Consider the following 21,475-nt stretch of genomic DNA (forward strand, 5'->3'; position numbering starts at 1 on the left):
GGATGCATGAGTGTGCCTACCACCAACACCGGTGAGCTGAACTGGCTGCTGGACGACCTGGCCACCAGGGTCGCGGCGGTGCGCCAGGCGGTCATCCTGTCGACCGACGGCCTGGCGGTGGGTTACTCCAAGGGTCTGACCCGTGAGGACGCCGAGCACCTGTCGGCGGTGGCGGCCGGGTTCCAGAGCCTGGCCCGCGGCACCGGACGCCATTTCGGCGGCGGTGACGTGCGCCAGACCATCGTGGAGATGGAGTCGGCGTTCCTGTTCGTCACCGCGGCGGGCCAGGGCACCTGCCTGGCCGTGATCGCCGAGGCGAACGTGGACGTCGGCCAGATCGCTTACGAGATGGCGATGCTGGTCAAGCGGGTGGGCCAGCACATCACCACCAACCCGCGCGCTGGGGCGTCATGAGCGATGGCCCGCAGTGGTTCGATGAGGAGGCGGGGCCCGTCGTCCGGCCCTATGCTCTCATCCGCGGCCGCACGCGCTCTTCCGGGGACGCGTTCGACCTCGTGGCGACCGTGCGCGTCGTCGGCGACCCGCCGGACACGCCCGGTCCCGAGCAACAGCTCATCCTGCGGGCGGCACGTAACCCGATCTCGCTGGCCGACCTGGCCGTCGAGCTCGACCTGCCCGTCGGCGTCGTCCGGGTCCTGCTCGGCGACATGCGTGACCACGGCCTCATCTCGGTGACGTCGCCCTCCGCCGGAGGGTCGCGGTCGAATGAGCGCATTCTCAAGGAAGTGATCAATGGACTCCGTGCTCTCTGAGGACCCCGTCGCGCTCAAGATCCTGATCGCAGGGGGGTTCGGCGTCGGCAAGACCACCCTGGTCGGGTCGATCAGCGAGATCAAGCCGCTGCGCACGGAGGAGGTGCTCTCCGACCGCGGGATCGGGGTCGACGACCTCGACGGTGTGGAGGCCAAGACCACCACCACCGTGGCGATGGACTTCGGCCGCATCACGATCCGCGAAGGGCTGGTCGTCTACCTGTTCGGCACGCCGGGGCAGGAGCGGTTCTGGTTCATGTGGGACGAGCTGTCCTACGGCGCGCTGGGCGCGGTCGTGATCGCCGACACCCGGCGGCTGACCGACTGCTTCCCGTCCGTCGACTACTTCGAGCAGCGCGGCACGCCGTTCGTGGTGGCCGTCAACTGCTTCGACGGCGCGAACCAGCACAGCGTGGACGACGTGCGCATCGCGCTCGACCTGGACGACGACGTCCCGGTCATGCTCTGCGACGTACGGCGGCGGACCTCGGCCAAGGAGGTCATGATCACGCTGGTGGAGCACTCCCTGAGGACGCTCACCTCGGCCAACTAGCGGCCCGCAGGCCGTTCTAGAGGGCCCGCAGGCCGTTGATCACCTCGCGGAGCAGACTCTCCGACGGGGTGGCGGCCTTGTCGCGCGACTGGCGCACGGTCACCAGTTCGTGTTCGAGCAGGTCCCCCAGCAGCACCCGTACGACGCCGATGGGCAGGCCGAGATCCGAGGCGACCTCGGCGACGGGCTTGGACCGCCCCGCCACGCTGCTCAGCAGCCGCCGGTGCGGCACGCTCAGCTCGGCCTTGGCCGGGGCGGGCAGCCCCGTCGAGACGACGGTCGCCAGCAGGTCGACCTCGGAGGAGGCCGACCTGGTGCGTCCGCGTGCGACCGCGTACGGCCGCACGACGGGCCCCGCCTCCTCGTCGACCCACTCGTGCTCGCGGCTCACGACTGAGATCCCCCATCCTGATCACTTTCCTGCCGCCCGCGCTGCCAGCCGGACTGGAGCGAGGAGAGCAGCGCCCTGGTCTCCTCGGGCGAACGCTCCTCGGCCGGTGACACGGGAGGCGGCGCCTGCTTGAGCCGCTGCGGCAGGCCGGCCTGCCGTTCCCGCTGCGGCAGACCCGTGGGCCGCTCCCGCTGGGGCAGACCCTGGGTCCGCTCGCGGCGCGGGAGCTGCTGCTGCGGCATCGGGTCGTCCTGTTGCAGGGCCGGCTGCGGCACGTTCCCGTTCCCGTTGGCGGGGGCCCGCTTGCTGGTGCGGACCCGGCGCGGCAGCTCGCCCGGCCCCGTGGTGTCCGTCCGGACGACCGACACCGAGACGGACTCGAACTCCAGCGGCTGCACCGGGGTCGCCAGGGGCTCGACCAGCGTCGCCGGGATGAGCACGATCGCGGTCGTGCCACCGTACGGGGAGGGTTTGAGCGTCACCCGGACGCCGTGCCTGGCCGCGAGCATGCCGACCACCGCGAACCCCAGCCGCTCCGTCTGCGAGGGGTCGAACTCCGGCGGGCTGGCCAGGCGCTCGTTGATGGCCCGGCGCGTCTCCTCGTCCATGCCCAGGCCGCGGTCCTCGACCTCGACGGCGAAGCCCCGGCCGACCGTCTCGCCGTGCACGGCCACCTCGTTGCCGGGCGAGGAGAAGGCGGTGGCGTTCTCGATCAGCTCGGCGAACAGGTGCATGAGGTCGGCCACCGCCGCCCCGGAGACGCCGCACTCGGGCATCGGGTAGACGCGAACCCGCGTGTACTCCTCCACCTGGGCGGCCGCGCCGCTCAGCACGTCCTCCATCGGGATGACGCCGCGCCACCTGCGGCCCGCCGCACCGCCCGAGAGCAGCACCAGGCCCTCGGCGTGGCGGCGCATGCGGGTGGTCAGGTGGTCGAGCTTGAACAGCCGCTCCAGCGCCTCCGGCTCCTCCGTCTGGCGCTGCATCTCGTCGAGCAGCTTGAGCTGGCGCTGCAGCAGCGACTGGCTGCGCCGGGCCAGGTTGCGCAGCGCCTCGGAGACGCCCTCGCGCAGCCTGGCCTGCTCGACGGCCGCGTCCACGGCCGTGCTCTGCACGCTGTCGAACGCCGCCGCCAGGTCGCTGACCTCGCTGGTCGACTTCTGGCCGACCGTGATGGGCGGGGCCTCGGCCGCGATGTCCACGCTCTCGCCCTTGCGCAGCTTGGCCACCACGTCCGGCAGCCTGATCTCCGCCAGGTCCAGCGCGGTACGGCGCAGCGCGCCCATCTCGCGGGTGAGCCGGCGGCCGACCCTGATCGAGACGACGACGGAGAACACGACCGCGATCAGGCCGAGCGCGCCGGCCACGGCGGCCCGTACCACGATGCCCACGCCCGCCGGCTCCATCCGGGCCAGCAGCTTGTCACCGGTGCGCCAGATGGCCTCGCGGTACTCCGTCTGCACCTGCTCGGCGATGCCCCGCCAGAGGTCCACGTCCAGCGGCTGGCCGCTGATGTAGCCCTCCAGGAGGTTCTCCATGGTGATGTAGCGCGGGGAGTAGAACAGCTTCTCGAACGGGGCCCGCAGCTCGGTGTCGAGGTTGGCCAGGGCCTTGGGGAAGAGGTACGTCCGGCTGCCGTCGATGCCGGCCAGCAGGTGGACGTCGTGCATGCTCGCCCGGCCGTTCGAGGCGATGATCAGGGCGTGCTCGCGGGCCAGCAGCTCGCGCACCTCGTCGGCGGCGATCAGGCCCTGCGACTGCAGCGCCAGCTCCAGGTCGGTGCTGACCGTCATGCGGGAGTACAGCAGGTGGACCTCGTCGGAGATCTTCGCGTACTCGGTGACGAGGCCGCCCGGGGTGAGCCGGCGCTGGTCCACCTTCTGCCTGATGTCGGGGAGCCGGTCGATCGCCTCGAAGACGGTCTGGAGCTGCGTCTTCATGTCCTGGCTGAGCGCCGACTGAGTGTCCTCGGCCAGCGCCCGCTGCCGCAGCGTCTTGTTGTTGGTGTCCACCTTGGCCCGGGCCTTGGCCAGCGCCTCGGGGTCCTTCACCGCGCCCGCGATCAGTTCGGCGGAGGCCAGGCGCTCGGTCTGCAGGTTGCCGATGAGGCCGTCGGTGTGGTTGATCACACCGGTCCAGATGGTCTCGACCTTGAGCAGGTTGAGAGCCTCCCCCGACGTGGTGCTCGCGGCGAAGCCCCAGAGAGCCACCAGGGAGATCAAGGGGATGACGAGCAGCGTCGAGATCTTGAATCTGATGGATCTGCCCGATGCCATGACACCTGCTCCCGGATAGAAGATCGCGGGAGAGAATAGCACCGAAACAGATGGTTTTAAGATCGACTAGCGATAAATCTGTGATATGTCGGGAAATTTACGGCCGGCGAGACGCTCCGCCGCCACGCCACCCGCACCAGCCATACCGCCAGCACTCCCAGCAAGGCCACCTCGGCACCCAGGAGCAGCCGCTCGACGAGCCCGATCAGCACCCGCTCGCCCGGCATGGCCACGTACGTGATCGCCAGCAGCCCGAACCCGCCCGCCAGCGCCACCCACTCCACGACCCGCGCCACGGGCTTCCAGGCGGCGTCCGCGGCCAGCCTCGGGACCAGCAGCGCGCCGGCGGCCGGCAGGCTCACGAAGGCGGCGATGGAGACGTACCGGTGGATCTGGGCCGCCAGGTCCAGGTCGTGACCGATGGGTGTGGTCGGGATCACCGCGGCGATCACCAGGGCGCCCGACCACACCATCAGCAACCGCTCCGGCATCCCCCGCACGGGCGCCCCCGCGGCCCGCAGCCCCGCCAGCAACGCCAGCGACCCGATGCCCAGCACCGCCATCGCGACCTCCGTGACGCCCCCGCGGTCGGACACGGCGTACTCGCTGATGGTGACGTTCATGGGGTCGAGGTAGGGGTCGGGGCCGAACTGGCCCACCACCACGGCGACCACCGAGAACAGGATCGAGGCACAGGCGATCAGGGGGTAGAGCCTCTTTGCTGCGGTCATGGCACCACTCTCGCGTCCGCGGGGCATCCCCCACATCCGGCCCCGGCCCCGACCCGACCCTGATCCACCCCTGAGCCGTGGGCCGCCGCACGGGGCCACCCGAGTCGCCGCGCGCGGACTGACCCGCCGAGAAGCCGCACCTCCGCCGGAAAAGCCGCACCCCCGAAGGCGGCTCAGGGCCCTCGGGGGTGCGTCAGGGGATCAGGGGTCTCAGTCGAGGATGTGCCCCGTGGCGCGGGCGTAGCGCTCGCGGATCCCCGGGACCGCCTCGCCGTCGTAGGTCGACGTGTCCTCGGAGCGCCAGTCGGGCGTGGCCACCAGGGTCGCCGCCTGGTACGCGGCCCCGTTGGCGACGTACTCGGCGGGCGGGGGCACCGCGATCGAGACGCCGAAGATCGTCGGAGCGATGCGGCGCACCGCCTCCGAGCGGGCCGCCCCGCCGATCAGCAGCACCCGCTCCGGCCGCAGGGCCAGTGCGTCCAGCGCGTCGGCCAGGCCGCACAACATGCCCTCGATGGCCGCCCGCGCCAGATGGGCCGGGGTCGAGGTGGCCAGGGTCAGCCCGTGGAGGGAGCCGGTCGCCGTCGGCCGGTTGGGCGTGCGCTCCCCCTCCAGGTACGGCACCAGCGTCAGCCCGTCGGCCCCCGCGGGCGCCTGGAGGGCCAGGTCGCTCAGCTCGTCGAGCCCGACCCCGGCGATCCGCGCGGCGGCGTCCATGACGCGGGCGGCGTTGAGCGTGCACACCAGCGGCAGGAAGCGCCCCGTCGCGTCGGCGAAGCCGGCGACCAGGCCCGCGGGGTCGGCGCTGGGCGTCTCCGCGACCGCGAACACGGTGCCGGACGTCCCGAGCGACACCACCACGTCACCCGGCCGGGCCCCGACGCCGAGCGCGGCGGCCATGTTGTCACCCGTGCCGGGCCCGATCAGCATCGCGCCCGCCGTGACGCCCTCCGCCGGACCCAGCACGCGGGGCAGCAGCGGGACCGCGCCGAAGGCGGCCTTGAGCAGGTCGGTACGGTAGGCGCCGGTCGCCGGCGACCAGTAACCCGTGCCCGAGGCGTCACCCCGGTCCGTGACCAGCTCGTCGAGGCCGAGCAACGGCGCGTCCTCCCAGGCCGTCACCCCGAAGGGCACCCCGGAGGCCAGCGCCCCCCGCAGCCGCCAGGTGAGCCAGTCGTGCGGCAGGCAGACCGCCGCGGTGCGCCGGGCGTTGTCCGGCTCGTGCTCGGCCAGCCAGCGCAGCTTGGTCACGGTGAACGAGGCCACCGGCACCGAGCCCACACCCTCGGCCCACGCCTGCGGCCCGCCCAGCTCCGCCGTCAGGTCGGTGGCGGCCTGCGCGGAACGGGTGTCGTTCCACAGCAGGGCATCGCGTACGACATTTCCGGATTCGTCGAGGCAGACCATGCCGTGCTGCTGACCGCCCACGCTGATGGCGGCCACGCCGTCCAGCCCGCCGGCCTCCTCGATGGCTTGCAGCAACGCGGTCCACCAGTGGGACGGGTGCACCTCGGTGCCCGCGGGGTGCGCCGCGCGGCCCTGCCGCACCAGCTCACCCGTCTTTGCGTCACGAATGACGACCTTGCAACTCTGCGTGGAGGAATCGACCCCAGCGACCAGCGTCACCCACGAACTCCTAACAAGTGCTCCAGCGCAAGCTGGTTCAGATGGGTGAAATGGTATCCGCGTCCGGCGGCCACCTCGGGATCGAAGTCGTCCCCGGCGAGATCGGCCAGGGTCTCGCCGCGGTTGAGGGTGGGCAGCGCGAGCTCCTCGACCCGGGAGGCACGCAGCGCCTCCCGAACCTCCGGATCAGCCCGGAAATTTCGGGCCTTATCCCGAAGTATCAGGTATGTCCGCATATTGGCGGCGGCCGAAACCCACACGTCCGAAGGGTCCTCCGTCCGCAGGGGCTTGTAGTCGAAGTGCCGCGGCCCGTCGTATCCGCCGTGTTCCAGCAGGTCGACCAGGAAGAACGCGCTCATCACGTCACCGTGGCCGAACACCAGGTCCTGGTCGAAGCGCGGCCCGTGCTGGCCGTTGAGGTCGATGTGGAACAGCTTGCCGTGCCACAGCGCCTGGGCGATGCCGTGCACGAAATTGAGCCCGGCCATCTGCTCGTGGCCCACCTCGGGGTTGAGGCCGACCATCTCCGGATGCTCCAGCTCGCTGATGAACGCCAGCGCGTGGCCGATGGTCGGCAGCAGGATGTCGCCGCGGGGCTCGTTCGGCTTGGGCTCGATGGCGAAGCGGATGGCGTAGCCGCGCTCGCGCACGTAGCCGCAGAGCAGGTCGAGAGCCTCCTTGTAGCGCCCGAGCGCGGAGCGTACGTCCTTGGCCGCGTCCGACTCGGCCCCCTCGCGGCCGCCCCAGCACACGTAGGTGGAGGCGCCCAGCGAGGCGGCCAGGTCGAGGTTGCGCGTGACCTTGCGCAGGGCGTATCGCCGCACGTCACGGTCGTTGCTGGTGAAGGCGCCGTCGCGGAAGACGGGGTGCGTGAACAGGTTCGTGGTGGCCATGGGCACTTTCAGCCCGGTTTCGGCAAGCGCTTTCCGGAAGGCCGCGATCGCCCGGTCGCGGTCGGGTTCGACGGCCAGCAGGTCGTCGTCGTGGAAAGTGACGCCGTAGGCCCCCAGCTCGGCCAGGCGATGCACGCTCTCGACGGGATCAAGGGGCGCCCGAGCGGCGTCCCCGAACGGATCGCGCGCCTGCCAGCCGACCGTCCACAGACCGAACGTGAATCGATCGTCAGGGGTTGGCTCGTACATGGTTCGATGCTCCCCTGGCGATCAGTTGTTCACAAGCACTTGTTCACAAGCCCGAGGGATCGCGCCCCACGCTGATCTCCTCCGCGATCTTGCGGATCTCCGCCACCTCGAGGCCGGGAGCCTTGGGCAGGTGGCGCAGCAACGCGTCCATCACCACGGGCACCGGCTGGCCGGCGAACCGGCCCGCAATCCCGTGGACCGCCCTGAACAGCGCCTCTTCGGTGTCGTGCATCGGCCTCTCCTCGGTCGGGTACCCGGAGAACGCTACGGCCTCGGCACGACAGTTTGCGCGCTAACCCTCCAGCGTGTTCCTGACCGCCGAGCAAATCTCGTCCAACCGCCGCACCTGCTCGGATGTGAGGACGTCGAACAGGCTCCGCCGTACCTCCTCGACGTGTCCGGGGGCGGCGGCGGCCAGCGCGGCGTACCCCTCGCCGGTGAGCACGGCGAAGTTGCTGCGGCGGTCGGAGGGGCAGGGCTCGCGGCGTACCCATCCGCGCTCCTCCAGGCGGTTCACGGCGTGCGAGAGGCGGCTCTGGGAGCTCTGGGCCCGGGCGGCCAGCTCGTTCATCCGCATCGCGCGTCCGGGCGCCTCGGAGAGGGCCACCAGGATCATGTAGTACGCGTGGGGCATGCCCGCGTCCCGCTGCAGCTGTCGGTCGAGCGCCTCGTCGATGAGCTGGGTCGCGGCCAGGAAGTTCCGCCAGGCGTGCTGTTCGTCCTCATCCAGCCATCGGGTCACTCCCCCAATTTAGTTGAACTCTCATATACTTGGTGCCGAGAGACAGTCGAGAGGGGCGAACCATGCCGGTCCAGAGGCTCAATCACGCGGTTCTTTACGTCCGCGACGTGGAGCGCAGTGTCGCCTTCTACCAGGAGGCCCTGAGCTTCGAGGTGGTCATGGGCATGCGCGGCGCCGCCTTCCTGCAGGCCCCGGGCTCGACCAACGACCACGACCTGGGCCTGTTCCAGATCGGCCCGGACGCGGCCCCGTCCCCGGCCGGCCGCACGTCCGTCGGCCTCTACCACCTGGCGTGGGAGGTCGACACCCTCGACGAGCTGGAGCGCGTGCAGGCCAAGCTGACCGAGCTGGGCGCGCTGGTCGGCGCCTCCGACCACAGCACGACCAAGGCGCTGTACGCGCGTGACCCGGACGGGCTGGAGTTCGAGGTGTCGTGGCTGGTGCCGGCCTCGCTGCTCACCGACGAGATCCTCGCCGGCCGCAGCAGCATCCGCCCCCTCGACCTGAACGCCGACAAGCAGCGGTACGGCGCACAGACCCGAGGCGGCGTGGGCGTGTCCATCCCCGCCTGAAGTACCGTGGTCTTATCGACCCCTCCCGCCACGGAGGACTCCACGGCTGACTTCCACGGAGAACGGTCATGCCAAGCGACCCTGACCACGTGCTCGACGCCATCGACGGCGTCGTCGACGAGTGGGAGACACTGAGCGCGGACGCCATGCGCTGGGCGCCTCCCGAAAGCAAGAGTCCCGATTTCATGACTGAGATGACCGAGATCTTCGGTCCGCTCGTCAACGCGTTCTCGCAGGCGCTGCGCCCGGTTAGCGACGCCTTCGACCGCGTGCTGTCCTCGATGGAGGAACGCGACGACCACCGCGACTGACCTGCCTCTTCCACCCGTCCCCACGCCTTACCCGCCCTCTCCCTCGGCTCGGGTCCTTTGAGGGAGGAGCGGTGAGGCCCGCGCGCCGCCGACCGGCGTGCGCCCCGACGGGAGACGTACTCCCAAGCGGGCATCCCGCCCGAGCAGGGCGTCGCTCAAGCAGGGGTGTCCCGGAATTGAACCCAGCAGATCCGCCAGGCCTCTCTCAGCCCTCCCCGGGACCCCGAAGGAGAACGGCGGGATCACAGGCCCGCCGGGCGGCGGATCCCTCAACCCCTCCAAGGACCTAGGTGGTGCGCCGGCGGGGGGTTCGGCGGGGGTAGGCCTTGGCGGTCTCCGCCAGCCGAGCGGCGTGCTCGGCCTGCTTGCGCCAGTGCCCGTAGGCGTCGCCCCGCTGGGCCAGCCGATCGAGCTCGCTCATCGTCGCCAGCGGGATGAACGCGGGCTCGGCGTCGCGCCACGGCGTGCCGGGCAGCGGCATGAACGTGTGCGTGTGGATGCGGGCCCCAAGGTCGGCCAGGTCGCCGGCGAGCTTCAGGGACAGCGCCTGGTCCGCCTCCGACTCCCCGGGCATGCCGAAGATGAAGTCGACGTTGGGCCGGAACCCGTGCTCGACCGCGATCCGCACGGCATCGCGCACGGGTGAGGTGTCGTGGCCCCGCCCCGAGGCCGCCAGCACCCGGTCGGACCCCGACTGGGCACCGATGATCAGGTTGTCGTTGGCCACGTAACGCTTGAGCAGCCGCATGGCCTCGGGCGTGACGTGCTCCGGCCGCACCTCGGAGGGGAAGCTGCCGAAGAAGACCCGCCCGTGCGGCGGCAGCTCCTCCTTGACCCCGGCCAGCAGCTCCTCCACCGCGTCCAGGTCGGGATCGGGCCCGGGGGAGCCGTAGGAGAGCGAGGTCGGCGTGATGAACCGCACGTCGCGCAGCCCTCTGGCGACCATGCCGCGCACGTGCTCGCGCACGCTGGCGACCGAGCGGTGCCGGAACTGGCCGCCGAACATGAACGGCGTCTGGCAGAAGCGGCACGTGTAGCGGCAACCACGGGTGATCTCGATCGGCCCGTTCCTGCCCGCGAACGAGGGAAACGCGTCGAGCGGGAGCTGCGGCGCCGGCCGGGTGCGCAGCGCGACGCCGTCGGCGTCCTTGATCGCCAGACCGGGGACCGAGGCCAGCGGCTCGTCCCCCTGCAGCGCCCGGACCAGGGAGATGATCGTGGACTCGCCCTCACCGATGCCCGCCAGGTCCCAGCCGGCGTCGATGACCTGCTGCGGCTCGGCGGTGGCGTGCACGCCGCCCGCGATGTGCAGCCCGCGCCCGCCGCTCAGCGACCTGACCGTGGCCAGCTCGGCGGCCATGGCCTCGGCGTCGGGCGAGTAGAACGACCAGAGCACCAGCACCCGGTCGGCGTCACTGGCCAGGATGTGCTCGGCGGTCTCCTCCGGGGTGGTGCCGAGCCGCAGCTCGTGCTCGACCCCGGCGGTCTCCAAGGCGGCGAGCAGCGCGTGCACGCCGTACGTCACCGCCTTGCGATATCGGACCACCACGCTCACTGCCAGTGCCACGTCCGGCAGCGTAGCTCAGCCTTCCGACAGCCGCATCGTGCGCAGCGGGCCCGTGAGCTTGGCCAGCTCGGCGAGCATGGCGTCGGCGCCGGCGTCCATCGCGTCGTTGTGGCGCAACGTGCCGTCCTCGCCCAGCAGCTCCCACACGAACGGGATGTGCACCGCCTCCAGCACCGGGACCATCTTCAGTGTGCTGACCACCTGGCGCAGGCCGTTGGCGGCGCGGGTGCCGCCGGAGACCCCGCCGTAGCTGACGAACCCGGCCGGCTTGTGCTGCCACTCGTAGTGCAGGAAGTCCAGGGCGTTCTTGAGCACGCCGGAGAAGCTGTGGTTGTACTCGGGCGTCACGAACGCGTACGCGTCCGCCCGGTCCACGAGGGCGCTCCACTCCTTGGTGTGCGCGTTCACGTACTGCTTCTGCTTGGGGTGGTGGGGCTCGTCGAGGAACGGCAGGTTCACCTCCGCCAGGTCGACCAGCTCCACCTCGAAAGCGCCTGAGTCCACGGCCCGGCCGTGGAACCAGTCGGCGACCGCGCGCCCGGTGCGACCCTGACGGGTGCTTCCGACGATGACCTGCAGAACGGGCTTGTCCATGACTGCTCCTAGAGATCTCGCGAGTTGAGCAACTCAACTTTATTGAGTAGCTCAATATTTCTTATCACACGCTAGGATGTCCTCATGAGCCTGGACCAGGTGTGCACGCGCTTCCACACCGCCTTGGAGCTGATCGGCGCCCGCTGGTCAGGCGCGGTGATCCAGATGATCTTCACGGGCGCCCACCGCTACGCCGACCTCAAGTCGGCCATCCCCGGCATCAACGACACGATGCTGGCCAGGCGCCTGCGCGAGCTGGAGTCGGCCGGCCTCATCGAGCGACGGGTGCTGCCCACGTCGCCGGTGCGCGTCGAATACCACCTGACCGAGATGGGCAAGGAGCTGCGCCCGGTGCTGGACGAGCTGATGGCCTGGTCGCACAAGTGGATCCCGCTGCCCGACGCCGAGTCCGCCTGATTCGACAGCGCTGTTACATTGGTCTCCGTGATCGGACTGGGGACCCTGATGCGTCACGTCCACGAGCTGATGGACGGCGCCGTCGCCGACGTCTACAGCGAGCACGGCCTGCCCGAATACCGGCCCCGCTTCTCCCCCGTCGTGCGCACGCTGGTCGAGGAGGGGCCGATGGCCATCCGCGACCTGGCCAGGGCGATCGGCGTGACCCACTCGGCGGCCAGCCAGACCGTGGTCCAGATGCGCCACGCCGGTTTCGTCACCCTGGAGAAGGGCTCCGACGCCCGCCACCGCATCGTGCACCTCACCGACCGGGCCCGCGCCGCGCTCCCCCTGGTCGAGGCCGAGTGGGCAGCCACCGAGCGGGCCGTGGCGGAGCTGGACGCCGAGCTGCCGGTGCCGCTGGAGCAGGTGATGACGGCCGCGCTGCGCGCGCTGGAGCGCCGTGATTTCCGCGAGCGCATCGGGGACATCTCCGTCTAGAATCGCTCACATGACCTGGCGACATTGATCCATAACCAGGGGCCGGCGCGGGACGCGCGGGCCTCCGGGGCACCACAGCCCCCGGAGTCCCTACTCGTCCCCCTGGAAGGCCTCATGCTTGTCGCATCGCTGTACGCCTACGCGTTCCTGAGCGAATTCATCCTGATCTACCCGGTCTACACACTGCTGTTCGACGACACCGGGATGTCCGTCGCCCAGACGTCCTCCCTGTTCGTCATCTGGTCGCTCACGGGCATGGTGCTGGAGGTGCCCTCCGGCGCCTGGGCCGACACCGTGTCCCGGCGGCTGCTGCTGTGCCTCGGCCCGCTGCTGGCCGGGCTGGGCTTCGCCCTGTGGGTGCTCTTTCCCTCCTACTGGGTGTTCGCGGCCGGGTTCGTGCTGTGGGGCGCGGCGGAGGCGCTCGGCTCGGGCTCGTACGAGGCCCTGGCGTACGAGGAGCTGGAGCGGCGCGGCCAGGCGGGCCGGTACGCGGGCGTCATGGGCCGGGCCACCTCGCTCGGCCTGGCCGGCGCCGCGTCGGCGATCGGCCTGGCCGTACCCGTCTTCGGGGCCGGCGGCTACCCCGCCGTGGGCGTGGCCAGCGTGCTGGCCTGCGTCCTGTGCGCGGCCACGGCCCTGACGCTCCCCGAGCACAGGTCCCGCGGCGACGCCGGTGACCGGCGTTACCTGGCGGTGCTGATGGAGGGCGTCACCCTGGCCCGCGCGGATCGGGGCGTGCTGCGCGCGGTCCTGCTGGTCTCGTTCGTGACGGCGATCTGGGGGGCGCTGGAGGAGTACGTGCCGTTCCTCGGGACCGAGACGGGCGTGGCCAAGGCCGCCATCCCGCTGGTGGTCCTCCTGGTCTGGGTCGGAGCCACGGCGGGCGGCCTGCTGGCGGGGCCCGCCGAGCGCATGCCGGTCCGCGCGTACGCCCTGATGCTCGCGCTGGCCGCGCTGGCCATGGCCGCGGGGGCGATGAGCGGGCACCCGGCCGGGTTCGTGCTGATCGCCCTGGCCTTCGGGGCGTTCCAGCTGGCCGGGGTGCTGGCCGACGTACGCCTGCAGGAGCGGATCACGGGGCCGGCGCGGGCCACCGTGACCTCGGTCGCCGGTCTGGGCACGAACGTGGTGACGCTCGGCGTCTACGCCGCGTACGGGGCGGCTTCGCCGTACGCGTCGCACGGGGTGACGTTCGCGCTCCTGACGCTTCCGTACGTGCTCGTCGCCCTCCTGACGGCTCGGTCGCGGGTGCCCGCGGGTCAGTAGCGGGACGGGATCCGCCTGGGCAACGGTGGTGGCGGCGGGTCCGCCGGAGCCTCCTCCTCGGGGGGCTGCGGCGGCTCCGCCCGTACGGCGCCCCGCCAGCGGGAGGGGAAGACCGAGGCGGCCAGCAGCACGCATCCCGCGACCAGGGCCCAGGTCTCGGCCAGCTCCGCGTACGCCCGCGCGTACCCGGCCGGGATCAGGGCGGGCGCCACCACCCCCGGCACCCGCGCCAGCGCCGCCGCGGCCAGCCCCGCGAGGACCAGGCCCGGCACCAGCGACGCGATCGGCGAGATCCGCGACCCCGCCAGCAGGCCGGCGACGATCATGGTGGCCGCGAGCACGCCCACGGCGACCCATCCGCCGCCCAGGCTCGCATAGTAGAGAAATCCCGCCGCGATCAGCGGCGTGGCCAGCAATCCCGTGCCGGCGCCGAGCAAATGACGAACACCATTGCGCACAGAGAACACCTCCAGCAACGGGACCCTACCGACCCATCACGGCCTTCGCCTTAAAGGCGGCAAATTTCATATTCGGGGCCATGGCCAAAAAGCCCCCATAACACCGAAATAGAGCCTGTTTGGTATCTAAGCAGGACTCGAAGCAACCGTTAGCTTGACAGCACCCCCACCCGAGGAGTGCACATGTTGAGTAAACGCTGTGCGCTGACAGGCGCGATCATCCTCGCCGCCTGCCTGGCCACCCCCCTCAGCCCAGCAGCAGCTGACCCGGCACCTCAATCCGCCTCCCCCGCACCACCCGCGATGATCGACGCGCTCGAACGCGACCTCGGCCTCTCCGAGGCACAGGTCGTCGCCCGCCTGGCGAACGAGGAGCGCGCCATGGCCGTCGAGTCGAACCTGACCACCGCACTGGGCGGTTCGTACGGCGGCGCCTGGCTGAACGCCGACGCCTCCAAGCTCATGGTCGCCACCACGGACCCGGCGACCGCCCCCACCATCGAGGCGCAGGGCGCGCAGCCCGTCGTCGTAGCGCGCTCGCTGGCCCAGCTCAACGGCGTCATGACGCAGGTCGACCAGGCTCCCAGGCGGGCCAAGGCCGCGGCCGCCCTCTGGTACGTCGACGTGACGACCAACACCGTCTCCGTCCAGGCTCCCACCGTCGAGGCCGCCGAGGCACTCGCCGCGGCCGCGGGCGTGGACAGGAGCGCGGTCACCGTGTCGGCGACCGCCGAGCGGCCGACGACGTTCATCAACATCATCGGCGGCGCGGCGTACTACATCGGCTCCAGCCGCTGCAGCGTCGGCTTCGCCGTCACCCGCGGCAGCACCCCCGGCTTCACCACCGCGGGTCACTGCGGCCGGACCGGCTCCAGGACCACCAACCCGACGGGCACCTTCCAGGGCTCGTCCTTCCCGGGCAACGACTACGCCTGGGTCGCCGCTCCCGGCAACACCGCCACCCCGTACGTACGCGGCTCCGGCGGCGCGAACGTGACCGTCCGCGGCTCCACCCAGGCCTCGGTCGGCTCGTCCATCTGCCGCTCCGGTTCGACCACCGGCTGGCGTTGCGGCACCATCCAGCAGCACAACGCCAGCGTCACCTACCCGCAGGGCACGGTCAGCGGCCTGACCAGGACCAGCGCGTGCGCACAGCCCGGCGACTCCGGCGGCTCGTTCATCTCGGGCAGCCAGGCGCAGGGCATGACCTCCGGTGGCTCGGGCAACTGCTCCATCGGCGGCACCACGTACCACCAGCCGGTCAATGAGGCCTTGAGCGTGTACGGGCTCACCCTCCGTACCGGCTGATCTCCCTGAAGACCGCGCGGCGTGCCCTTCCCCGGGCGCGCCGCGCTTTTCATATTTTGGGAGCTGTGCCGATGACTTCTCGGGGGCCGGCCGGTCTGTACATCGACCCGTCAGAAAGAGAAGGGACCTCGCCATGAAGAGACCCGTTCTGGGCAGCCTGCTGCTGTCCAGCACCGACCCCGACCGGCTGCGCTCCTGGTACGTCTCCTCGCTCGACCCGGAGGAGAACACCGACGTCAACGGATACCGGGTGCTCAAGTTCGGGGAGTTCTTCCTGTTCATCGACTCGCGGGCGGACGTGGCCGACAAGAACCCGGAGCCCGGCAGGATGATCCTCAACTTCGACGTGGAGGACGCCCGGGCCGTCACGGCACGCATGGAGCAGGCCGGCGCGCAGTGGCTGGCCGAGCTCGAGGACCGCGACGGCAGCCTGTTCGCCACGGCGATCGACCCGGACGGCAACTACGTCCAGATCATTCAGCTCAGCGAGGAACACCGCAAGGGGATGTAGAGATGCTCGGCACGACCAAGGCGTTCAGCGGATTCTCGGTCAACGACACCGGGGCCGCGAAGAAGTTCTACGGCGAGACCCTGGGGATCCGGGTCACGGAGGAGAACGGGCTCCTGACGCTGCACCTCGGGGGCGGCACGGAGGTGCTGGCCTACCCGAAGGGGGACGGCCACGTACCGGCCACCTTCACGATCCTCAACTTCCCCGTCGAGGACATCGACAAGGCGGTCGACGAGCTGACGGCCCGGGGGGTGCGGTTCGAACGCTATGAGGGCCTCGGCCAGGACGAGCGCGGCGTGGCCCGCGGCGAGGGCCCGCCGATCGCCTGGTTCACCGACCCGGCCGGGAACATCCTGTCGATCCTGCAGCTGTAGGACTGTGGGGCAGCGAGGGAGAGAGCGCACACCCCTGCGCTCCTCCCCTGCCTCCTCAGCCTGCTGCCTCCCCCTGCCTCCTCAACCTGAGGGCGACGCCTTGGGCTGCTCGACGATCGGCGTGCTCGCCCGAAGCGCTCCCACCCCGCTCAGCGCCTGACCGTCGGCGTCCTTCCACACCTCGAAGTGGTGGTTCCCCGGCGGGACCCGCTCCCACCGGTGGTGCTGCCAGGAGCCGCACGTGAACCGCACCGCCTCGCCCTCCGGCCGCAGGGCGATCCAGTACGGGGCCGCGCTCCGCGGGCAGGCCAGGTCGGCCCAGATCTCGATGCTTCCCTCGGCCCTCTGGGACCAGGTGCGGGAGGTGAGGCGCGTGGACATGCGATCGATCCGCCAGGGGAACCCCGTACCCCTCTGCGGGGGCTCGGGACTGGTGGTCGGGACGGAGACGGCGGACGGCTCGGAACCGGACGGCCGTAGCAGCACAACCGCGAGAACCACGATGCCCGCCGCGACAACCACCACCGTCACCGCGCCGAGGACGATCCAGCGCCGCCGCGGGCGACGTACCGGCCCGTTCGGAGCCTGCTGCTCGGGCAGCTCCTCGGTGAGCCCCCGCCACCGCTCCTCCCACGGACCGGGATCGGCCCCGCAGGCCGTGACGTAGGCCCGGACGAAGTCCAGCGGAGGCGGCTCGTCCGGATTCAGCCGTCTCGACACCGTGCTCGAGTGGTACCCCATCCGGGTGCCGATCTCCTGCAACGACATCGCGCCCCGCAGGCGCCGCAGGTCGTCGACGAAACTGGCTGACGGCCCGGAGTGCCGATCGATCGGGCGATCTCTGCGTCCACCGCGTGCCACAGCATCCTCCGCCGGCGTCGGGGATTGTTGCGGTTGTTGCAGCCATTAATGCGCAACGTCGGTGCCTGTTCAAGGCCATCGGGGTGCCGTGACCCTCGGAGGCGGAGCATCCGCTCCCCGTCTCGTCCCACGATGAGGAGGCACCATGAACAGAGCCATCGGCACCCTGGCCGCCCTGTCCGCCGCGGCCACCCTGAGCCCCTTGCTCGCCACGACCCCCGCCAACGCCGCCGCACCTGCTCCGGCCACCGTGGTGACACAGGCGTCCGCCGCATCAGCCGCTTCGGCCGCTTCAGCGGCTTCGGCCACGGCGGCCGCTGCGGGCGCTTCCGCCTGCCGCCTGGCCGCCAACATCTACCGGCGAGGCAACACCCGTTACCAGATCGGCGCCGGCGCGTCCGGCTGCGGTCGCGGCCTCTACGCCATCACCTGCCGCCCGCTGCACCGCCACGGCTTCCCGCTCCCGCGCTGGCACCAGCACGGGATCTACAGCAAGCACCAGAACAACGCGATCCTGTTCCTGACCGCACGAATCCGCGGCACCAACGGCGACCACTACAAGGCCAAGTGCTGGTTCTACCGCGACAACCGGCTCCTCGGAACCCGGACCACGCACACCATCGAACTCTGACGGCTCAGGGGAGGCGGCCCGGCGCGAGGCCGCCTCCCGCTACTGGATGGCCAGACGGTAGCCATGTTCGCTGGACCGGGGGCAGACGAAGATGTACAGGGATGCGAACCGGCCGAGTTCTAGGGTGGTGGGTTCGAGCGCCTCCCAGCATTCGGGCGTGGCGAATCGGAGGTGGCGATCTTCCAGGGGCCGCCATCGGGGTTCGCTACCGCTGTCCCATTCGCTGCTGTCCAGTTGGAGCAGCGGCTCGGTCTCGGTGCCGCAGACCTCGCAGGGGAGCTCGTACATGTCGGTGAGGTGCCAGGACTCCCATCCACCGATCTTGCAGCCCGGCGCGATGGACAGCAGGTACTGGTAGTCGGCCTCGGTCTCCTCATCCCATTTGTCGAGAGCCGCTTGGAGCTCCTCGGGTAGTTCTTCGGGATCGGGGAATTCAGTGACCCGTTCGAGGTGCAGCACACAGGGGCGCGGCAGGTAATACTCCATGCTCCGCTCGGCCGCCGGAGCGTCAGGAGGGCTGTCCGGCGTGTCGTGAGGTCGCATGGGCGGCTCGGCGAGGACGTCGGTGAGGTCCGAGGTGGTACGCCAGACCAGCAGCGGAAAGGGCACGGGATTGCCGTCCACGATGTGATCATTGGGGCACCACAGCACCTGGAGCAGATCCGTGCCCTCGGGAAAGGGGATCTCGGGGATGTCGCGCGCGTAGAACTGGGCGACGCCGACCATGGGTATCGGACTCTCCGGCGTTCGGTCCCGGGGACCTCCCGGGGTCTCATCGGTGTAGGGGATGTCCACGGAGATCGTCCGGTCGCACACCGGCCACGGCTCCGCGGCCGGCCAGATCAGCGGCCCTCCGATGTGGCTGTCGTGCATGCTCGGCTTCCCTGGTCGCGGATGCAGGCGTACGGCCGTCCTGGCGTACGCGCCCAGCTCGGGGAACAGCTGGGTGACGTCGACCGTCGGGCTGGAGGTGGTGCGGACCATGACCATGGAGCCTAGATCGGCGACACCTCCACAAAAAAGGTCAAATCGCTCCGACCCCGCCCGACGAAACTAGCCTTCGTCCGATGAGCCAATATTTCCAAATCGGTGACCAGGTCCTCTGGAACCCGTCGAACGGCGTCGCCCGCCTGTTCATGCGATCAGCGGAGGCACTCGCCCCCGAAACGGGACTGCCGACGGGCCTCGGCCCCATGGAGAACGACGAATGCGAGATCGACCTGACCGCCTTCACCGCCTTCGTCGGGGCCCTCATCGACCGCTACGAGCGTACGAACCACCCGATCCTGCACTCGCTCATGGAGGGCTTCATAGCGACGGCCCTGGTGCTCGTCGAGCGCGCCGGAGCGGAACTTCCCCCACCTGGCGCGGACGACGGCAGTCGGCGGGATATCCAGGCGAGCAAGGAGTCAACCTGGCCACCAGGCGGCGGCCACGTACGCGACGCCGAGCGATGGGCGGCCCTTTCGGCCCGACACGCTCGGGCGATGCCCCGCTGAAAGGAAGTACCCCCACAGCTCAGATCGCCGAGGCAGGGCCGGATTGGGACGATGACGACGACCCGAACTGGGAGGTACGCGAGGCGGTCGTACTGTTCGACTCTGCCATGCCCGGTGGCGAGCGGGAGCCCGGCAAATGACCTCATCAATCTCATGCCCGGCCGCATGCTCAATTTCATCAAGTGCGAGAGCCGAGCATCATTGATCAGGTCAGTTTCAGGAGGTGAGCGGTGGGACTGTAATCGATCTTCCAGTCTGCGTATACACCCAGGCTTCCGTCACTGATGCAACGCAAGCCAATGCTGACCCAGCGCACTTCACCGTCGTTGCGGAAGGCGAACCCGACTGCCACAGCGAACTCCTCGCCCCCACATGGGCAGGCACATTCACCGAGATCGGCCTCATCCACGTAGTCGGCGCTGTCTGCAACATAGGAGGCATCCCCGCATGCGACGCAGACCCGTTGTACACAACCTTCAACGTCATCGGCCATGACGTTGAAGTGCTTTCCAGCGCATCGGGCGCACACTGCCTCACTCACTCGCTGGACGGCGTAGCCACCCGGTTGGTGCTCGCGGAGAAGGTCGGCGAGATCCTCGAAGTTCTCACCCCGCCAGAGATCGCCTGACGTATTGATCGCCATGGCCGCTGAGTCTAGGGCGCTAGGTTACGGGCTTTACAGCGCGTAACTGTTGCAGCGAAGAGCCGGCCTTCCATGCCTTCTCCATGTGCTCTACGCCGCGTCTACTCGTGGCGAGCCCACGGTCTTTCCGAAGAGCAGAGCACAGAGCAGGGCCGTGAGCATGAAGCCGGTCACCGCAGGGACCGCTATCAAGAGGTAGAACGCGAGTTTCTCGTCGGACACCCAGGAGTCATAGTCGGGCTGGATGAAGACGATCGCCGACATGGCGAAGGGTGCCACCAGCCCGACGGCCGGCCAGGCGGGCAGGCGGGCAAGTAGCGCGGCCACCATGCTGAGCGGGAAGGGCGCCAGCGCGAATGCCATTGCCAGCTTGAGCTCGGAATCCGAATCACGAGTCGGCCAGTGGAGGAGGAGCAGCAGTAAGAACGCTACCCCGAACCCTGCCAGGGCCGACTTCAATAAGAGACGCACAGAGTGATTGTCACGGATCAGGGGCGGACAGGTCGATGTCCAGGACGCCGAGCATGAGAACAGTACGCGATCGAGCGCGCCGAGGACTGGAAGCTGTGGACAGCCATCCTCAAGCAAGCCGACGTCCGGGACGTCCGTATGCACGACGCCCGCCACACCGCCGCGACGCTCCTCATCGACAGGGTGTGCACAACCGCGTCGTACAGTCGTACAGGAGACCCTCGACCACACCCGAGTGACCACAGAGCGCTGCACCCACGTATCCACACCCCTCATGCGGGACGACGGCGAGCGCCTGCCCTCCAGCGCTCTGGGGTGATTCGTAGCCCCGTGGCAGCCATGAAGCCCTCAAAGATCAAAGAAGGCCCTCTCCCCACCAAGGGAAGAGGGCCTCCTACCTGCGGAGGATCGGGGATTTGAACCCCGGATGGGCGGTAAACCCAACCGCATTAGCAGCTCGGATCTTGCCCGTCCTGATCGGTTCAACCTGGACCAACGAGCGCGGCCGATCTACCTGGAACGGCATTGGAGGGCGCTGGATTGCAACTAGAACTGCAACTAAGGAGCGGTCATCACGGGGGGCATGACCTCGATGATGCGTGCCGTTCCAGAGGGTGGTCGCCTCTCATGCATGGTGATCAGGTCACCCGGCTTAAGGTGCCACCAGTGCCCTGGGGTCAGAGGAACCAGTCTCACCAGCCCGCACCCACCCGGCTTCAGGAAGTCTCGGCCCTCCACCCAGAGGAAAGCGATGCTCCACAGAGGCCCACCCTCGGGTGTCCGCTGGCCGATGTCCCACATGGGCCGGAGCGCATCGTCAGGGGGTATCGGCAGTGCACGGCCTCCGTCCTCGGTGCGGGCGAGACGCAGTTCAGCCCTGAAGGCACCACTACGGGCCTCACCGCGCCGCCATTCGTACCAGTCAGCATCATTTTTGAGCCACATCAGGCGGGCGGCGTCGGCCAGCCAGCTCCAGAACTCAGGCGGCTGTGGATCCACATCACCAAGATCCTCAAGAAGGAGGAGGGCCATCTCCCAGTCGTCGTCTTCCAGACACTCCACGACGCGAGTCGCGTTGATGCCGGCCTCCTTGGTACGCGCGCCGGTGAGATAGAGCTGGACAGCCTTAAGAAGCGGGGAATCCTCGGAATCCACAGCCTGATTGTGACAGGCTCACGAACCCTGAACCTGCGGATTAAAAGATCCAGTTCGGGCCGTTCCGGATCGTTCAATGCAGGTCAACGCCTAACCGATGTCCATCCTGAACGGCTCTGAACG

The 21,475-nt window shown here is 69.6% G+C and carries 28 protein-coding genes; 13 read left to right on the forward strand and 15 right to left on the reverse strand.

Going from position 1 to position 21,475, the window contains the following annotated elements; genetic code table 11:
• Positions 1-6 precede the first annotated feature (6 nt).
• The 3 genes from AB0J69_RS00150 to AB0J69_RS00160 are packed head-to-tail and all read left to right on the forward strand — an operon-like array spanning position 7 to position 1,326.
• A complete protein-coding gene (locus tag AB0J69_RS00150) occupies positions 7-414 on the forward strand; it encodes a roadblock/LC7 domain-containing protein (RefSeq protein ID WP_364111144.1) in 408 nt (135 codons plus the stop codon).
• Positions 411-773 carry a DUF742 domain-containing protein gene (locus AB0J69_RS00155; RefSeq protein WP_364111146.1) on the forward strand — a complete coding sequence of 121 codons (363 nt, stop codon included), beginning with the start codon at positions 411-413 and terminating at the stop codon, positions 771-773. Before AB0J69_RS00150 ends, AB0J69_RS00155 begins: the two co-directional genes overlap by 4 nt.
• The gene (locus AB0J69_RS00160) at positions 754-1,326 is read left to right on the forward strand and encodes an ATP/GTP-binding protein (RefSeq protein ID WP_364111148.1); all 573 of its coding nucleotides are present in this window, start codon (positions 754-756) and stop codon (positions 1,324-1,326) included. The genes AB0J69_RS00155 and AB0J69_RS00160 overlap by 20 nt, the downstream gene beginning before the upstream one ends.
• Positions 1,327-1,342: 16 nt before the next feature.
• Here AB0J69_RS00160 and AB0J69_RS00165 read toward each other — a convergent pair whose 3' ends face one another.
• The 7 genes from AB0J69_RS00165 to AB0J69_RS00195 form a co-directional block, all read right to left on the reverse strand.
• Positions 1,343-1,717 carry a DUF742 domain-containing protein gene (locus AB0J69_RS00165; RefSeq protein ID WP_364111150.1) on the reverse strand — a complete coding sequence of 125 codons (375 nt, stop codon included), beginning with the start codon at positions 1,715-1,717 and terminating at the stop codon, positions 1,343-1,345.
• A complete protein-coding gene (locus tag AB0J69_RS00170; protein WP_364111152.1) occupies positions 1,714-3,993 on the reverse strand; it encodes a nitrate- and nitrite sensing domain-containing protein in 2,280 nt (759 codons plus the stop codon). The genes AB0J69_RS00165 and AB0J69_RS00170 overlap by 4 nt, the downstream gene beginning before the upstream one ends.
• Positions 3,994-4,049: 56 nt before the next feature.
• Positions 4,050-4,724: a DUF998 domain-containing protein gene (locus tag AB0J69_RS00175; RefSeq protein ID WP_364111154.1), complete on the reverse strand. Its 675-nt coding sequence runs from the start codon at positions 4,722-4,724 to the stop codon at positions 4,050-4,052.
• Positions 4,725-4,934: 210 nt separating this feature from the next.
• Complete coding sequence (locus AB0J69_RS00180) at positions 4,935-6,350, reverse strand: FGGY family carbohydrate kinase (protein ID WP_364111156.1); 1,416 nt, start codon at positions 6,348-6,350, stop codon at positions 4,935-4,937.
• Positions 6,347-7,492 (reverse strand): xylose isomerase, encoded by a 1,146-nt coding sequence (xylA, locus tag AB0J69_RS00185; protein ID WP_364111158.1) that lies wholly within the window; start codon positions 7,490-7,492, stop codon positions 6,347-6,349. The genes AB0J69_RS00180 and xylA overlap by 4 nt, the downstream gene beginning before the upstream one ends.
• A 43-nt stretch (positions 7,493-7,535) precedes the next feature.
• A complete protein-coding gene (locus AB0J69_RS00190) occupies positions 7,536-7,724 on the reverse strand; it encodes a hypothetical protein (protein ID WP_043619667.1) in 189 nt (62 codons plus the stop codon).
• A 60-nt stretch (positions 7,725-7,784) separates the two neighbouring features.
• Entirely contained in the window at positions 7,785-8,234 is a 450-nt protein-coding gene (locus tag AB0J69_RS00195; RefSeq protein WP_364111160.1) for a MarR family transcriptional regulator, read from the reverse strand.
• Positions 8,235-8,296: 62 nt separating this feature from the next.
• Here AB0J69_RS00195 and AB0J69_RS00200 point away from each other — a divergent pair, with 62 nt between their 5' ends.
• Both AB0J69_RS00200 and AB0J69_RS00205 read left to right on the forward strand, forming a co-directional pair.
• Complete coding sequence (locus AB0J69_RS00200) at positions 8,297-8,806, forward strand: VOC family protein (protein ID WP_364111162.1); 510 nt, start codon at positions 8,297-8,299, stop codon at positions 8,804-8,806.
• A gap of 89 nt (positions 8,807-8,895) precedes the next feature.
• Positions 8,896-9,117 carry a hypothetical protein gene (locus tag AB0J69_RS00205; protein WP_364111164.1) on the forward strand — a complete coding sequence of 74 codons (222 nt, stop codon included), beginning with the start codon at positions 8,896-8,898 and terminating at the stop codon, positions 9,115-9,117.
• Between the two features lie 286 nt (positions 9,118-9,403).
• Here AB0J69_RS00205 and AB0J69_RS00210 read toward each other — a convergent pair whose 3' ends face one another.
• Both AB0J69_RS00210 and AB0J69_RS00215 read right to left on the reverse strand, forming a co-directional pair.
• Positions 9,404-10,684 carry a TIGR04013 family B12-binding domain/radical SAM domain-containing protein gene (locus tag AB0J69_RS00210; RefSeq protein ID WP_364111166.1) on the reverse strand — a complete coding sequence of 427 codons (1,281 nt, stop codon included), beginning with the start codon at positions 10,682-10,684 and terminating at the stop codon, positions 9,404-9,406.
• A gap of 15 nt (positions 10,685-10,699) precedes the next feature.
• Positions 10,700-11,278, reverse strand: coding sequence for an NAD(P)H-dependent oxidoreductase (locus AB0J69_RS00215; RefSeq protein WP_364111168.1), 579 nt, complete (start codon positions 11,276-11,278; stop codon positions 10,700-10,702).
• 84 nt (positions 11,279-11,362) lie between these two features.
• Here AB0J69_RS00215 and AB0J69_RS00220 point away from each other — a divergent pair, with 84 nt between their 5' ends.
• From AB0J69_RS00220 to AB0J69_RS00230, 3 genes are all read left to right on the forward strand, one after another.
• The gene (locus tag AB0J69_RS00220) at positions 11,363-11,695 is read left to right on the forward strand and encodes a helix-turn-helix domain-containing protein (protein ID WP_364111170.1); all 333 of its coding nucleotides are present in this window, start codon (positions 11,363-11,365) and stop codon (positions 11,693-11,695) included.
• A 27-nt stretch (positions 11,696-11,722) separates the two neighbouring features.
• Complete coding sequence (locus tag AB0J69_RS00225; protein ID WP_364111172.1) at positions 11,723-12,175, forward strand: MarR family transcriptional regulator; 453 nt, start codon at positions 11,723-11,725, stop codon at positions 12,173-12,175.
• Between the two features lie 114 nt (positions 12,176-12,289).
• Positions 12,290-13,441, forward strand: a complete 1,152-nt coding sequence (locus AB0J69_RS00230; protein WP_364111174.1) for an MFS transporter — start codon at positions 12,290-12,292, stop codon at positions 13,439-13,441.
• Here the strand turns inward: AB0J69_RS00230 and AB0J69_RS00235 are convergent.
• Complete coding sequence (locus tag AB0J69_RS00235; RefSeq protein WP_364111176.1) at positions 13,435-13,899, reverse strand: hypothetical protein; 465 nt, start codon at positions 13,897-13,899, stop codon at positions 13,435-13,437. The genes AB0J69_RS00230 and AB0J69_RS00235 overlap by 7 nt on opposite strands.
• Positions 13,900-14,082: 183 nt before the next feature.
• Between AB0J69_RS00235 and AB0J69_RS00240 the strand changes: the two genes are divergently transcribed.
• From AB0J69_RS00240 to AB0J69_RS00250, 3 genes are all read left to right on the forward strand, one after another.
• On the forward strand, positions 14,083-15,207 hold the full coding sequence (locus tag AB0J69_RS00240) for a S1 family peptidase (RefSeq protein ID WP_364111178.1): 1,125 nt from the start codon (positions 14,083-14,085) through the stop codon (positions 15,205-15,207).
• A 133-nt stretch (positions 15,208-15,340) separates the two neighbouring features.
• Complete coding sequence (locus tag AB0J69_RS00245) at positions 15,341-15,718, forward strand: VOC family protein (RefSeq protein ID WP_364111180.1); 378 nt, start codon at positions 15,341-15,343, stop codon at positions 15,716-15,718.
• 2 nt (positions 15,719-15,720) lie between these two features.
• Positions 15,721-16,092: a VOC family protein gene (locus tag AB0J69_RS00250; protein ID WP_364111182.1), complete on the forward strand. Its 372-nt coding sequence runs from the start codon at positions 15,721-15,723 to the stop codon at positions 16,090-16,092.
• An 81-nt stretch (positions 16,093-16,173) separates the two neighbouring features.
• On the opposite strand, the gene AB0J69_RS00255 is transcribed toward AB0J69_RS00250, so the two are convergent.
• Positions 16,174-16,953, reverse strand: a complete 780-nt coding sequence (locus AB0J69_RS00255) for a helix-turn-helix domain-containing protein (protein ID WP_364111184.1) — start codon at positions 16,951-16,953, stop codon at positions 16,174-16,176.
• A gap of 145 nt (positions 16,954-17,098) precedes the next feature.
• Here AB0J69_RS00255 and AB0J69_RS00260 point away from each other — a divergent pair, with 145 nt between their 5' ends.
• Positions 17,099-17,584 (forward strand): hypothetical protein, encoded by a 486-nt coding sequence (locus AB0J69_RS00260; protein WP_364111186.1) that lies wholly within the window; start codon positions 17,099-17,101, stop codon positions 17,582-17,584.
• Between the two features lie 39 nt (positions 17,585-17,623).
• On the opposite strand, the gene AB0J69_RS00265 is transcribed toward AB0J69_RS00260, so the two are convergent.
• Positions 17,624-18,568 carry a hypothetical protein gene (locus AB0J69_RS00265; protein ID WP_364111188.1) on the reverse strand — a complete coding sequence of 315 codons (945 nt, stop codon included), beginning with the start codon at positions 18,566-18,568 and terminating at the stop codon, positions 17,624-17,626.
• Positions 18,569-18,651: 83 nt separating this feature from the next.
• Between AB0J69_RS00265 and AB0J69_RS00270 the strand changes: the two genes are divergently transcribed.
• Positions 18,652-19,083, forward strand: coding sequence for a DUF6086 family protein (locus AB0J69_RS00270; RefSeq protein WP_364111190.1), 432 nt, complete (start codon positions 18,652-18,654; stop codon positions 19,081-19,083).
• Positions 19,084-19,288: 205 nt separating this feature from the next.
• On the opposite strand, the gene AB0J69_RS00275 is transcribed toward AB0J69_RS00270, so the two are convergent.
• From AB0J69_RS00275 to AB0J69_RS00285, 3 genes are all read right to left on the reverse strand, one after another.
• Complete coding sequence (locus AB0J69_RS00275) at positions 19,289-19,726, reverse strand: hypothetical protein (protein ID WP_364111192.1); 438 nt, start codon at positions 19,724-19,726, stop codon at positions 19,289-19,291.
• 90 nt (positions 19,727-19,816) lie between these two features.
• Complete coding sequence (locus tag AB0J69_RS00280) at positions 19,817-20,353, reverse strand: hypothetical protein (protein ID WP_364111194.1); 537 nt, start codon at positions 20,351-20,353, stop codon at positions 19,817-19,819.
• Between the two features lie 402 nt (positions 20,354-20,755).
• Entirely contained in the window at positions 20,756-21,352 is a 597-nt protein-coding gene (locus tag AB0J69_RS00285; protein WP_364111196.1) for a hypothetical protein, read from the reverse strand.
• Positions 21,353-21,475 lie beyond the last annotated feature (123 nt).

It is taken from the genome of Nonomuraea sp. NPDC049709 (assembly GCF_040674815.1).
Taxonomy (GTDB): Bacteria; Actinomycetota; Actinomycetes; order Streptosporangiales; family Streptosporangiaceae; genus Nonomuraea.